We start from the raw sequence: 12,532 nt of genomic DNA, 5'->3' as shown, positions 1-12,532 counted from the left end.
GTATCGTGCCGGTACGTACGCGGCTTTGCTTATTGCTGAAAACATTAGGCCAAAAAATATGAGTATGTATGCCATAGGTGATCTTCACGGCTGCCATGTGGAGTTCGAGGCACTACTTGAGAAAATTGGTTTCGAACCTGCCAGGGATATGCTTTGGTTGACAGGCGATCTAGTCAATCGCGGCCCAGATTCGCTGACCTGTCTGCGTCGGGTCAAAGCGCTGGGTGAGAGCGTGCGCGTAGTGCTGGGCAATCACGACCTGCATTTGCTGGCGGTTGCTTATGGCGCGGGGAAGCTTAAGAAGTCCGATACGCTGGATGCCATTCTTGAGGCGCCTGATCGCATCGAGTTGCTTGACTGGCTACGCTGTCAGCCGTTGATGGTAGCCACTTCAGACAGTACAACCGTCATGACGCATGCGGGTCTTTTGCCGCAGTGGTCCGTAAAAAAAACCGCCATATTGGCGCGTGAGGCTGAAAGTGTGTTGTCGTCTGACCAGGCTGGCGATTTCATTCATCACATGTACGGTAACAGTCCCGCGCGCTTCGTGGACGATCTTGAGGGTTGGGATCGCATCCGTGCGATTGTCAATGTGTTTACCCGCATGCGTTTCATTGCGGCAGACGGTACGCTCGATTTTGATGCCAAGGAAGGCATTGAGACTGCCCCGGGCGGTTTTGCCCCTTGGTTCCAGTTTGCTCGTGAACATGATGATCCTCGAATCATCTTCGGACACTGGGCCTCGCTTGAAGGGCGAACACCTAAGGCACGGGTGAATGTCGAAGCCCTTGATACCGGTTGCATGTGGGGCGGCGCGCTTACAGCGCTGGATCTGACAAGCGGTGAAAGAGTTGCGATACCGAGCCAGTCGGCACGTTAACGTTTACGATATGTGGAACACCTTTTCATACTCATCCTGCTTCGGAGCAAGGCGATGGCATTCAAACACCTCGATATCAAGACGCTGAGCACGTGGCTCGAAGAAGGGCGCAGCGTCAGCTTGGTGGATATCCGCGACCCACTGAGTTTTGCCAACGGTCACATTGCCGGAAGCTGCCATCTGGATAACACCAGCGTCGCTGAGTTCGTCGATAATACTTCTGCCGAACAGCCGGTCGTTGTGGTGTGTTATCACGGCAATTCAAGTCAGCAGGCTGCTGCATGGCTCGATGGCCAAGGCTTTGAGCATGTCTATAGCCTGGACGGTGGATTTACTGCCTGGCAGGCTGTACATCCGGATAACGGTTGAGACGATGCGCCAGTCATTTTGTGATGCCGATCCCGCCCTTGATGGGCTCGAGGTTTATCGTGTTGGCGGCGCGGTGCGGGATGAGCGGCTAGGTCGGCCTTGTTTCGATCAGGATTGGGTCGTGGTGGGTGCTACACCCGAGCAGATGCTCTCACGTGGCTTTCGCCCGGTAGGGCGTGACTTTCCTGTTTTTCTTCATCCTGAAACGCATGAAGAGTATGCGCTGGCGCGTACCGAGCGTAAGCAGGGGCACGGCTACACAGGCTTTACGGTGCACGCCGAGCCGAGCGTGACGCTTGAAGAGGATCTTGAACGGCGCGATTTGACCATCAATGCAATGGCCCAAGCATGCGATGGACAGTTGATCGACCCCTTTGGCGGCGCTCATGATTGCGACGCGCGTCTGCTGCGTCATGTCTCGATGGCCTTCGTTGAGGATCCGCTGCGCGTGCTGCGCGTGGCGCGATTTTTGGCGCGTTTCAAGCCACTGGGATTTACTATCGCCAACGAGACACAAGCGCTAATGCGTCTCATGGTTGAAAGCGGCGAAATTGAGCATCTGGTAGCTGAAAGGGTATGGCAGGAAACCGAGAAGGCACTCGGGGAGCCTTGTCCGCAGGCGTACTTCACCGTATTGAAAACCTGTGGTGCGCTAGAGGTGCTACTGCCTGAGCTGGCAGAAAGCAACCGCTTGGCCACTGCGCTGACGCGAATGACGCAGGCAGATCAGCGTGAACAGCGTTGGGCATTGCTATTGGCGGAGATGGATAGCGCAGTGCTTGAGACGCTGTGTCAACGTTTGCGGGTGCCGAATGCTTACCGCGAGCTGGCTATTCTGCTTTCCCGAAGCTGGGGGCTGGCTGATGAAGAGCTCGATGCCGAGCGTATTGTGGCATGGCTGGGGCTTGTCGATGCCTGGAGACGTCCAGAGCGTTTCAAGTTGCTGCTAGATACTCTGGCAGCAGGAGGGCAGACAAACATGGCAGAGCAACTTGAAAGCGCTTATCAACGCGCTAGTGAGATATCGCCACAGCAGCTAATGCAGCAAGGTTTCAAAGGAGCGGAACTTGGCAAGGCGCTGACACGGCACCGGTGCGAAGCGGTTGCACAGATACTCAATACCTGACATTAGTCAGCGCGGGATACCTGTTTCCCCTGCCAGAAAAAATCGACGGGCCACAGACGTTGCGCGCCTGGATTAAAAGCTTTCCACATATCGATATAGCGCTGACCACTGAGCGGATGGCGGCTCTCAGGAAACAGCTCTGCCAAGGGTTGCAGCACGAAAGCGTTATGACCGATTTCGCTGCGAGGAAGCGAGACGCCATCGATGTCGCCGCTGAGGTCGTCTACGCACAAGATATCGATATCCAGTGAGCGTGAGCTAAACTTGGGAGCGTTGGGCTCGCGGCCGTTGGCGAATTCGATGTTCTTGCACCAACGCTGCAGTTTGCCAACCGCCATCGGACAGCTAAATCCCACGACAAGATTGTAGAAGTTGCGCTGACTGGCAAACCCCACAGGTTCACTTTCAAAGACGCGTGAAATGGCCAGTTCACCGAACTGCTCATATAACGCATCAAGTGCCGTCCGGATATGATGCTCGCGGTCGATATTGCTGCCAAGACTCACCAGTACATGCGCCATCAGTTTACCTCGCTGGTGCGGTATTCGCCCCGTTCTATACGTACCCCGACGAAGGAGGCGTTGGCCACTGCGCCCGGCTTCTTGAGGGTGAGCCGCACCCATGGCACAGCGAACTCGTTGCGTAGTAATTCACATATACGTTCTGCGAAGGTTTCGACCAGTTCGAAGCTATTGGCGGTGCAGTAGTCACGAATACGCTCGCTGATAGCGGCGTAATTAAGCGTTGCGTCAAGATCATCTTTTGCAGCCGCTGCGCGGATATCCCAACCGAGCGCCAGATCGATGAGTAAATGCTGGCGAATGCGCTTTTCCCATTCATACACGCCAATAACTGCTTCTACGGCAAGTCCTTCAATTAATACAGTATCCATATGAGCGGCCTCGCTATAACTGCAATATTGAGTAATCGTAATGGGTAACATGGCATCATGACTGCGGCGGAACGAGGTCCTTGATCGGCCAGCGCGGTGTGGCGCGCATTGTGCTGTCATCATGTTCTCCGGCGACCAAGCGTTGGGCGCCGACATAGGCAATCATTGCACCATTGTCGGTACAGAAGCGACCGCGTGGGTAGTAAGTCTTTATATTGCGCTTGGCCAATGCTTCACAAAGACGCTCGCGAAGTCGAACGTTGGCACTGACGCCACCGGCAACGACCAATCGCTTGAGACCGGTCTGCTCAAGCGCCCGGCGGCACTTTATCGTTAGCGTATCGATGGTAGCGTCCTCGAAGGCGCGCGCGATATCGGCACGTGCCTGATCATCAAGCGTTCCGGCAGCCTTGAGCTGATTGAGTGTTGTCAGCGTATGCGTTTTCAGCCCGGAAAAACTGAAGTCGAGCCCTGGTCGGTCGGTCATGGGGCGCGGAAAGCGAAAGCGTGTCGGATTACCTTGTTCCGCCAGCTTGGCGACTTGAGGTCCGCCAGGGTAGGGTAACCCTAACATTTTGGCTGTCTTGTCGAAGGCTTCGCCAGCAGCGTCATCAACGGATTCGCCCAGCAATTTGTACTGGCCTAACCCCTTTACTTCGACCAGCTGTGTATGGCCACCGGAAACCAGTAGCGCAACGAAAGGATACTCGGGGGGCTCATCTTCAAGCATGGGGGCAAGCAGATGCCCCTCCATATGATGAACGCCAAGGACGGGTATCTTCCATGCCTTGGCTAGCCCATGTGCTGTTGATGCGCCAACCATCAGGGCGCCGACCAGACCCGGCCCGGCGGTATAGGCGATGCCGTCGATATCTGCTCGGCTAAGTTCGGCTTGCTTAAGTACCTGTTCAATCATGGGCAGCAGTTTGCGGACATGATCGCGCGAGGCAAGTTCCGGTACGACACCGCCATATTCGGCGTGCATGGCAATCTGACTATGCAAGGCATCGGCCAGTAAGCCATGTTCGGTGTCGTAAAGGGCGACGCCGGTTTCGTCGCAAGAGGTCTCGATGCCCAAAACACGCATGATGGCGAAGCTGCTCCTTTGAGATAAGCTACGGACACTGAAAAAAGATAGAGTTCCATTTTACGCATTTTGCGGTCTGTACGTCAGTGAGATTTGCAAAGGATGGCGGGCATCACTATAATGCTCGACTCTAAAAGATGGGCTGTGCTTGAACTGTAAGGCTTGCCGTTGAGAGGCGGTTATCCTGATGCATAGTTACTTGAATATGCAGTGAGGGATAGGCTTACGGCAATTAAGCACGTTCTAACTGATCAAAATACCCAAGGTGGTGATTGCTTAATGCCTTCTGTCAAAGTACGCGATAACGAGCCGTTCGACGTTGCTCTGCGTCGTTTCAAGCGCTCTTGCGAAAAAGCAGGTGTTCTTTCCGAAGTACGCCGTCGTGAGCATTATGAAAAGCCTACGGCAGTGCGTAAGCGTAAGGCAGCCGCTGCTGTCAAGCGCCATGCGAAGAAAGTGCAGCGCGAGCGCAAGCGTTTCGAACGGTTATATTGATCCGTACGTGAAGCGGTAGCCCACCGCTTCAAGAGGGATGCCAAGCGGCCGCCATTAGGTGGCCGTTTGTTTTTGATATGTTCCGTTTTGGCACGCTAGCTTGCAGAAGGGTAGAATTGATGCTCTTTGCATGCGTTACAATGTAATTCCCGCCCAATTGCTGCGAACATCATGGCCGGTCACATACCTCAGCGCTTCATTGAAGACCTGCTTGCCCGTGTTGATGTAACGGAAATTATTGGCGAGCGGCTAAAGTTAAAAAAAGCTGGACGTAGCTTTTTGGCGCTATGTCCTTTTCATGATGAAAAATCGCCGTCATTTAACGTGGTGCCGGATAAGCAGTTCTATCACTGCTTTGGCTGTGGGGCGCACGGCAATGCACTACGCTTTTTGATGGAATATGACCGTATGGCATTTCCCGAAGCCGTAGAACATCTGGCTTCCCGTATGGGGCTTGAGGTGCCTCGGGAAGGCAATGATGATCCACATGCTCGGGCCAGAGATAAAGCACGTGATCAAAAGCGGGAAGAAGGGACTAATCTTCTAGAGTTGGCTGTGCGTTTCTATCGCAATCAGCTCACGCTTGAAAATGCATCACATGCTCGCGACTATCTTGAGGGCCGTGGCCTTTCAGCTGACATCATCGATAGGTTTGCTATCGGTTATGCCCCGGACAGCTGGGACAGTCTCAAGCATTATTTGAATCAGCAGAATGTAACTGAAGCGGTGCAAGTTGAATATGGCCTGCTGGTACAAAAGGAAGATAGTGGACGCACCTATGATCGTTTTCGCGACAGGGTGGTCTTTCCTATTCGTGATTGGAAGGGACGCACTGTAGGGTTTGGCGGCCGTGTGCTTGGCGATGCTAAACCTAAATATCTTAACTCGCCCGAAACGCCGGTATTTCACAAAGGTCGAGAACTCTATGGTCTCTACGAGGCGCGTCAGGCTGATGTAAAGCTTGAACGTTTACTGATCGTTGAAGGCTATATGGATGTTGTGGCGCTGGCACAGTACGGTATTCGTAATGTCGTTGCGACATTGGGGACAGCCACGACAGAAGACCATCTGCGGCGTCTGTTCAGACTGGTGGGAGAGGTGGTGTTCTGCTTCGATGGTGATAACGCTGGTCGTCAGGCGGCGCGTCGAGCGTTGAATACTGTCTTGCCATTGATGATCGATGGTCGTCAGGCACGTTTTCTCTTTTTGCCGGAAGGGGAAGATCCAGACTCCCTGGTTCGTCGAGAGGGGCAGGAAGGTTTCGAGCGGCGCGTAGTATGTGCCAGTCCGCTTTCAGAGTTTCTTTTCGAGCAGGCCGAAGAGGGTAGAAACCTCAAGCGTATCGAAGAGCGCGAGCGTGTTATAAGCGCATCGATAGAATGGCTTGGGCACTTGCCGGAAGGTGTATTGAAAACCTTACTGTTGCGTGAGGTGTCTAAACGCTATGACATTGAAGAGGCTCGTGTCGAAGCGTTGATGAACGGTCGGGAAGAAATGCGCTTATCTGACGATAAGTCTAGGCAGAATGGCAGCGTTTCTACGTCATCGTCTTCTCAGGTACAGAGAAACGGTGGCGCTCAAAGTGGTCGGCACGTACGCCAGAAGCAAATCGGGGCGCTATCGATGAGTGCCAAGGCTCTTCATCTTCTGATGCATTCGCCTGCGCTTGTCGAGCACTTGCCAGAAGGCGATAGCTGGTGCCCTGATGATGATGATGGTCACTTGTTGCGTGAGGTAGCCATGCTCTTGAGAGCCGGTCGCTATCGTTCTTCACAGGTTATACTCGCCCATTTCCATGGCTCGAGCCATTTTGAGCGATTATGTGAGCTGATGCAGCGTGAGCCGTTGATTCCCCAGGCATCACGCGTAACCGAGATTAAGGGCCTGCTGGCGCACTTCGATCATCAGCGCATTCATGTATCGCCGCGCAGCGAGTACGAGGCATTACTTGCCAAGGAGAAGCAGGGCGAGAAGTTATCCAGGGAAGATGCGCTGCGTTTGTGGCAGCTCATACAGGAGCTAAAGCAAAGTAGGGGTTGAAATACGTATTTTATCCCATATTTAAGGGATATACGTATTACAAGATAACCGACCAAACTAGCACACCTGGAATGCGAAACAAATAGGCCACGTGGCAGTATGTGGGTAGTAGCGCTATAATGGCCTGCTTGACGCTTAGGCTTTTCTACTTAATGCGTCCAGGTGCTTCATTCTTCTTCGTCGAGATAGGTTTCTATGGCTGGAAATACACAGCAGTCACGTCTGAAGGAGTTGATCGCGCGAGGTAAGGAACAAGGCTTCCTGACCTACGCTGAGGTCAACGACCATCTACCTGAGGATATCGCGGACCCCGATCAGGTGGAAGACATCATCGGCATGATCAACGACATGGGTATCAGTGTCGTCGAAGAAGCGCCTGATGAAGATACGTTGATGATGTCCGATCAGTCTGCGGACGAAACGGCAGCTGAAGAGGCTGTTGCCGCTTTGGCGGCGGTTGAAAGTGATGTTGGACGTACGACTGATCCCGTACGCATGTATATGCGTGAAATGGGGACTGTCGAGCTTCTGACGCGCGAAGGTGAAATTGAGATTGCCAAGCGTATTGAAGAAGGTACGCGTGAGGTTATGTCTGCACTGGCTTATTTGCCGGGTGCTGTCGATTCGATTCTAAGCGCTTATGATGCCACGCAGGATGAAGAGATGCCGGGCCGTTTGTCCGATCTTTTCAGCGGTTTCATTGATCCTGATGAAGGCGTGCCTGGTGTAGCTGAGGTTGAGGAAGTCGAGCCTGAATTCATTGTTGCCGCTGTCGAAAGCGATGAGGATGAAGATGAAGGCGAAGAGGGTGAAGAGGGCGAAGACGACGATAACGCCAGCGAAGGCGGTCCAGATCCGGAGCTTGCGCGCGTTCGCTTTGAGCAGATTCGCGAGCAGAACGACCATGTCAAGACACTGATCGACAAGTATGGCCCGAACTCGCCGGAAGTTAAGGCTGAACAGGAGCGTCTTGCCGAGCTGTTTGCACCGATCAAGCTAGTGCCAAAACATTTCGAGCGTCTGGTTGGGCAGGTCCGCTTGAGCGTTGAGCAAGTGCGTGGTCAGGAACGGTTGATCATGCAGCTTTTCGTTAAGAAAGGAAAAGTGCCGCGCAAGACGTTTATTGCTTCTTTCCCAGGTAATGAGTCTAATCTGACTTGGGTGGATGAATTTGTCACGGGTAACAGCAAGTACGCTGGCAATATTGAGCCTTTCCGTGGCGACATACAGCGAGCTCAGCGCAAGATTGCTTTTGAAGAAGAGCTGGTCAACCTGCCTGTCAGCGGTATCAAGGAAGTCAATCGTAAGCTGTCAATTGGCGAAGCCAAGGCACGCCGCGCCAAGAAAGAAATGGTTGAGGCCAACCTTCGTTTGGTTATTTCGATTGCCAAGAAGTATACCAATCGTGGTTTACAGTTCCTGGATCTGATTCAGGAAGGTAACATTGGCCTGATGAAGGCTGTTGACAAATTCGAGTATCGTCGAGGTTATAAATTCTCAACCTATGCGACATGGTGGATTCGTCAGGCGATTACCCGTTCGATTGCCGATCAGGCGCGTACTATTCGTATCCCTGTGCATATGATCGAGACGATCAATAAGTTAAATCGTGTTTCTCGGCAAATGCTTCAGGAAATGGGACGAGAGCCGACGCCTGAAGAGTTGGGTGAACGGCTTGAAATGCCGGAAGATAAAGTACGTAAAGTGCTTAAAATCGCCAAAGAGCCGATTTCGATGGAAACACCGATCGGGGATGATGATGATTCACATCTTGGTGACTTTATCGAAGACGGTGCTATGGTATCACCGATCGATTCTGCCACTGGCGAAGGCCTGATTGAGGCGACACGCAACGTGTTGGGTGGCTTGACGGCACGTGAAGCGAAAGTATTGCGCATGCGCTTTGGCATCGATATGAATACCGACCATACGCTTGAGGAGGTTGGTAAACAGTTTGACGTCACGCGGGAGCGTATTCGTCAGATTGAAGCCAAGGCGTTGCGTAAGCTTCGTCATCCTTCACGGTCCGAGTCGCTGCGCTCATTCATTGATGAATGAGTATAGGTAGTTAGGTTAAAAGGCGCCTTTGGGGCGCCTTTTTTTATGCAGGCTGTTCCGTTGCCAATGTGCATCAGGCCGTCTGTACTGATAAGTGCCCTCCAGAAAGCAGTCTTGAATACAATTTATTCGCGGATCGCCAGACGGATAAAAAATCTCTTGAGTAGAGCGCAATGCCGTCGCCGCAGTAAAGAAAGTCAATGCAGCACAACTGGCACTAAATGGTGGGCGGTATACATAGTGTTTTTCTTGATAAGGCGACCCGTACCATGTGTGAGAAGCGACGCAATATGCTAGAGAGATATGGAATGTTCTCCCGAGGAAACTTAGCCCAAGTTTAATAAAAGGCTAAGTTGGTCATTAGGTTTTCTTATCAAATGTACTTGAGAATGCTTTTTAGTCGGAAGAGGTTGAAAAACCTAATAATTTTAGCGAAATCATATAACTCAGGTTATACCTGAACTACGCAGTTAGCACTGACAATAACCCTTCTCAACAACAGGCTGACGAGTGCGGCAAAGATTGTGAGGCGCCAAATTGGTAATGGCTTGAATTAGAAAGGTACTGACGCATCTACCTTGGATTTTTGCGTCCATGCCAAAGAGGAATATTCAATCTTCTGTTAAGGAGGCTGCCTTATGAGCAATCCCGAAAGCTGCATTGTTCGTCACTTTAGTCATTACTGCGATTTGACTGAGCACGACATGGACATTTTGCTCGAATTGGAAAAGAGCCCACTGAATGTTTTTGCCAATGACGTGCTCTGGGAAGAAGGTGCCAAGGCCGATAATATTTGTACCGTGAAAGAGGGGTGGGCCTATTCCTACCGCTCAATGAACGATGGTACACGTCAGGTAATGGATATTTATCTGCCCGGCGATGTTATCGGCATGCGTGAGTTTGCTTTTCAGGAACGTCTTACCGGTGTTGCCATGCTGACCGATGGGATTGTCTGTCGCTTTCCTAATAAAAGCATGATCGACATTTTTACTAATTCTCCACAATTGACCGCGGTATTTTTTGCCATTTCTGCGCGCCAGCAGGCCTTGTTGACCGAGCGCCTAGTTAATCTTGGACGCCGAAACGCACGCGAAAAAGTGGCTCATTTCGTGTATGAAATGTATGTTCGCTTAAGACGCACCAACCCTGATATTGGCAATTATTTCAGTCTGCCGCTCTCTCAGCAGATATTTGCCGACATTCTTGGGCTTAGTGCCGTACATATCAGTCGCACGTTTTCCGAGCTGCGTGAGGAAGGATTGATATTTCGCGACCGTAATCGCGTCGAGATTCCTGATCTTGCTCGTCTTGCTGAAGTCTCGGGTTTTTCAGACAAATATTTAAATGACCATTTAAACGATTACTTTACTTGATCATTCTTCTTGTGCGTTTTTCTTTCTAGCATGATCAATCGCCATCCGTTCAGCCAGAAAGTCGACGAAGTTGCGGACCTTAGGCGAAAGATGGCGATGGCGCGGATAGACGACCCATATACCCATTTGGGGATATTGGTAGGCCTCCAACAGAGCGACGAGTTCACCGCTTTTCAGATAGTCAGCTACGTAATAGTCGGGGAGCTGGGCAAGACCCAGCCCCTTGAGCGTTGCATCAAGCAGCGCCGGACCTGAATTGGCGCGCCAGTTGCCAGAAATGCGCACCTCGCGGCGCTGTCCTTTTACTTCGAACAGCCAACTCGGTTTCGAACCAACCAGACAGTTATGATGGGTCAGGTCAGCCAGTGTATTTGGCTGTCCATGTCGTGCCAGATAATCTGGTGAGCCCACTACATATTCATGACGGGCACCGAGGCGGCGTGCTATCAGAGTTGAATCTTCGAGCACGCCCAGGCGGATCGCCACATCGTACCCTTCATCGATCAGGTCTACGCGCCGGTTGGTGAAGTGCATATCAATTTCAAGCTGAGGGTGGCGGCGCTGGAAATCATTGACCAGCGGCGCGATGTAGCGCTCGCCGAATGTGGTTGCCGAAGTCAGCTTGAGCACGCCTTTGGGCTGATCCTGTAGTTCCTGAATCGCCTGGTGAGCGCTCTTAAAGCCCTCGAACAGCTGATGGCAATGCTCAAAATAGACACGTCCCGCATCGGTCAGGCGCAGCTGGCGCGTCGTACGATAGAGCAACTGCGTGCCCAGTTGACTCTCTAGCTGTCCGATTAAACGGCTAACATGTGAGCTTGATACACGAAGCTGCCGAGCAGCAGCGGAGAAGCTGCCGAGACGGACAACTTCGACGAAGGCTTCGATGCGATCCCAACGCTGCATGCTTGGCTATCCTATGGGTTGCGACGAATGCCGTAACTCCCGTGATTATTGCTCGCTGGCAATACTCTTGTGAGTCGGGCAGGGTTCAATGGTACTCAATGATTCCCTACACTGCTGAGCTATATGCTGTTTCGCATTGATTCGTACTGGAGAAATAAATGAAATCACGTGCCGCTGTCGCCTGGGAGGCAGGTAAGCCTCTTGAAATTGAGGAGATCGACGTTCAGGGGCCCAAAGAAGGCGAGGTGCTGGTGCGCGTCGTTGCCACCGGTGTCTGCCACACTGATGCCTACACGCTTTCTGGCAAGGACCCCGAGGGCCTGTTTCCCTCCGTGCTTGGCCACGAAGGCGGTGCGATCGTCGAGGAAGTCGGCCCGGGCGTCACCACGCTTAAGCCTGGCGATCATGTCATCCCGCTCTATACCGCCGAGTGCGGCAAGTGCAAATACTGCCTGTCCGGCAAGACCAACCTGTGCCAGGCCGTGCGCGCCACCCAAGGCAAGGGACTGATGCCCGATGGCACGTCGCGCTTCTCGCATAATGGCAAGATGCTCCACCATTATATGGGCACCTCAACATTCTCCGAGTATACCGTGCTGCCGGAGATCTCGTTGGCCAAGATCAGTAATGAAGCCCCGCTCGACAAGGTTTGTCTGCTCGGATGCGGCATCACCACCGGCATCGGCGCGGTGCTCAACACGGCTAAGGTTGAGCCGGGCTCGACGGTGGCCGTGTTCGGCCTCGGCGCGATCGGCCTGTCGGTGATCCAGGGCGCGGTGCTGGCCAAGGCTTCGCGGATCATCGCCATCGATATCAACGAAGGCAAGTTCGAGTTTGCCCGCCAGCTCGGCGCTACTGACTGCGTCAATCCCAACGACTACGACATTCCGTTCCAGCAGGTTATCGTCGACATGACCGACGGCGGCGTCGACTACTCGTTTGAGTGCATCGGTAACGTTAACCTGATGCGTCAGGCACTTGAGTGTTGCCACAAGGGCTGGGGCGAGTCGGTGATCATCGGCGTCGCCGGTGCCGGTGAAGAGATATCCACCCGACCATTCCAACTGGTGACCGGCCGCGTCTGGCGCGGCAGCGCCTTCGGTGGCGTCAAGGGCCGCTCCGAGCTGCCGGGCTACGTCGAGCGTTACATGCAAGGTGCGATCAACATTGATGACTTCGTCACCCATACCATGGGCCTTGAGGACATCAACAAGGCGTTCGACCTGATGCATGAAGGCAAGAGCATCCGCTCGGTCATCCTGTATTGATCTGGCTTAGATACGTTTAACGGCATGCAGGGCCTCGT

Annotated in this window: 12 protein-coding genes; 8 read left to right on the top strand and 4 right to left on the bottom strand. The window is 52.9% G+C overall.

The genetic code is table 11. The annotated features are described in order from the left end of the window. Positions 1 to 58 precede the first annotated feature (58 nt). Genes C3Z11_RS08220 through C3Z11_RS08210 form a run of 3 tightly spaced genes read left to right on the top strand, consistent with a single transcriptional unit; the run spans position 59 to position 2,375 of the window. Complete coding sequence (locus tag C3Z11_RS08220) at positions 59 to 880, top strand: symmetrical bis(5'-nucleosyl)-tetraphosphatase (protein ID WP_106477444.1); 822 nt, start codon at positions 59 to 61, stop codon at positions 878 to 880. Between the two features lie 54 nt (positions 881 to 934). Next, complete coding sequence (gene glpE / locus C3Z11_RS08215) at positions 935 to 1,249, top strand: thiosulfate sulfurtransferase GlpE (RefSeq protein ID WP_106477443.1); 315 nt, start codon at positions 935 to 937, stop codon at positions 1,247 to 1,249. A gap of 4 nt (positions 1,250 to 1,253) precedes the next feature. After that, the gene (locus tag C3Z11_RS08210; RefSeq protein ID WP_106477442.1) at positions 1,254 to 2,375 is read left to right on the top strand and encodes a polynucleotide adenylyltransferase; all 1,122 of its coding nucleotides are present in this window, start codon (positions 1,254 to 1,256) and stop codon (positions 2,373 to 2,375) included. Between the two features lie 2 nt (positions 2,376 to 2,377). On the opposite strand, the gene folK is transcribed toward C3Z11_RS08210, so the two are convergent. The 3 genes from folK to tsaD are packed head-to-tail and all read right to left on the bottom strand — an operon-like array spanning position 2,378 to position 4,354. Then, entirely contained in the window at positions 2,378 to 2,896 is a 519-nt protein-coding gene (gene folK / locus C3Z11_RS08205; protein ID WP_106477441.1) for a 2-amino-4-hydroxy-6-hydroxymethyldihydropteridine diphosphokinase, read from the bottom strand. Then, complete coding sequence (gene folB, locus C3Z11_RS08200; protein WP_106477440.1) at positions 2,896 to 3,267, bottom strand: dihydroneopterin aldolase; 372 nt, start codon at positions 3,265 to 3,267, stop codon at positions 2,896 to 2,898. The genes folK and folB overlap by 1 nt, the downstream gene beginning before the upstream one ends. Positions 3,268 to 3,322: 55 nt before the next feature. Next, positions 3,323 to 4,354, bottom strand: a complete 1,032-nt coding sequence (gene tsaD, locus C3Z11_RS08195; RefSeq protein WP_106477439.1) for a tRNA (adenosine(37)-N6)-threonylcarbamoyltransferase complex transferase subunit TsaD — start codon at positions 4,352 to 4,354, stop codon at positions 3,323 to 3,325. 279 nt (positions 4,355 to 4,633) lie between these two features. On the opposite strand from tsaD, the gene rpsU reads away from it, so the two are divergent. The 4 genes from rpsU to C3Z11_RS08175 all read left to right on the top strand — a co-directional run bounded on the left by rpsU (position 4,634) and on the right by C3Z11_RS08175 (position 10,320). Next, complete coding sequence (gene rpsU / locus C3Z11_RS08190) at positions 4,634 to 4,849, top strand: 30S ribosomal protein S21 (RefSeq protein WP_106477438.1); 216 nt, start codon at positions 4,634 to 4,636, stop codon at positions 4,847 to 4,849. Positions 4,850 to 5,020: 171 nt separating this feature from the next. Beyond that, entirely contained in the window at positions 5,021 to 6,889 is a 1,869-nt protein-coding gene (gene dnaG, locus C3Z11_RS08185; protein WP_106477437.1) for a DNA primase, read from the top strand. Between the two features lie 195 nt (positions 6,890 to 7,084). Then, positions 7,085 to 8,947 carry an RNA polymerase sigma factor RpoD gene (rpoD, locus tag C3Z11_RS08180; RefSeq protein WP_106477436.1) on the top strand — a complete coding sequence of 621 codons (1,863 nt, stop codon included), beginning with the start codon at positions 7,085 to 7,087 and terminating at the stop codon, positions 8,945 to 8,947. Positions 8,948 to 9,585: 638 nt separating this feature from the next. Then, positions 9,586 to 10,320: a Crp/Fnr family transcriptional regulator gene (locus C3Z11_RS08175; protein WP_106477435.1), complete on the top strand. Its 735-nt coding sequence runs from the start codon at positions 9,586 to 9,588 to the stop codon at positions 10,318 to 10,320. Here the strand turns inward: C3Z11_RS08175 and C3Z11_RS08170 are convergent, their stop codons facing one another. Further along, positions 10,321 to 11,226, bottom strand: a complete 906-nt coding sequence (locus tag C3Z11_RS08170) for a LysR family transcriptional regulator (protein ID WP_106477434.1) — start codon at positions 11,224 to 11,226, stop codon at positions 10,321 to 10,323. It lies immediately after the preceding gene. A gap of 158 nt (positions 11,227 to 11,384) precedes the next feature. On the opposite strand from C3Z11_RS08170, the gene C3Z11_RS08165 reads away from it, so the two are divergent. Then, positions 11,385 to 12,494, top strand: coding sequence for an S-(hydroxymethyl)glutathione dehydrogenase/class III alcohol dehydrogenase (locus tag C3Z11_RS08165; protein ID WP_106477433.1), 1,110 nt, complete (start codon positions 11,385 to 11,387; stop codon positions 12,492 to 12,494). The last annotated feature ends 38 nt before the right edge of the window (positions 12,495 to 12,532 follow it).

This window comes from Phytohalomonas tamaricis, assembly GCF_003012345.1.
In the GTDB taxonomy this organism is placed as follows: Bacteria; Pseudomonadota; Gammaproteobacteria; order Pseudomonadales; family Halomonadaceae; genus Phytohalomonas; species Phytohalomonas tamaricis.
This window is presented reverse-complemented; position numbering and strand designations above follow the sequence as displayed.

What these genes read in the sequence shown, in the direction of transcription:
- C3Z11_RS08220 (WP_106477444.1), top strand. Translation starts at nt 59, where the DNA reads ATGAGTATGTATGCCATAGGTGATCTTCACGGCTGCCATGTGGAGTTC.
- glpE (WP_106477443.1), top strand. Translation starts at nt 935, where the DNA reads ATGGCATTCAAACACCTCGATATCAAGACGCTGAGCACGTGGCTCGAA.
- C3Z11_RS08210 (WP_106477442.1), top strand. Translation starts at nt 1,254, where the DNA reads ATGCGCCAGTCATTTTGTGATGCCGATCCCGCCCTTGATGGGCTCGAG.
- folK (WP_106477441.1), bottom strand. Translation starts at nt 2,896, where the DNA reads ATGGCGCATGTACTGGTGAGTCTTGGCAGCAATATCGACCGCGAGCAT.
- folB (WP_106477440.1), bottom strand. Translation starts at nt 3,267, where the DNA reads ATGGATACTGTATTAATTGAAGGACTTGCCGTAGAAGCAGTTATTGGC.
- tsaD (WP_106477439.1), bottom strand. Translation starts at nt 4,354, where the DNA reads ATGCGTGTTTTGGGCATCGAGACCTCTTGCGACGAAACCGGCGTCGCC.
- rpsU (WP_106477438.1), top strand. Translation starts at nt 4,634, where the DNA reads ATGCCTTCTGTCAAAGTACGCGATAACGAGCCGTTCGACGTTGCTCTG.
- dnaG (WP_106477437.1), top strand. Translation starts at nt 5,021, where the DNA reads ATGGCCGGTCACATACCTCAGCGCTTCATTGAAGACCTGCTTGCCCGT.
- rpoD (WP_106477436.1), top strand. Translation starts at nt 7,085, where the DNA reads ATGGCTGGAAATACACAGCAGTCACGTCTGAAGGAGTTGATCGCGCGA.
- C3Z11_RS08175 (WP_106477435.1), top strand. Translation starts at nt 9,586, where the DNA reads ATGAGCAATCCCGAAAGCTGCATTGTTCGTCACTTTAGTCATTACTGC.
- C3Z11_RS08170 (WP_106477434.1), bottom strand. Translation starts at nt 11,226, where the DNA reads ATGCAGCGTTGGGATCGCATCGAAGCCTTCGTCGAAGTTGTCCGTCTC.
- C3Z11_RS08165 (WP_106477433.1), top strand. Translation starts at nt 11,385, where the DNA reads ATGAAATCACGTGCCGCTGTCGCCTGGGAGGCAGGTAAGCCTCTTGAA.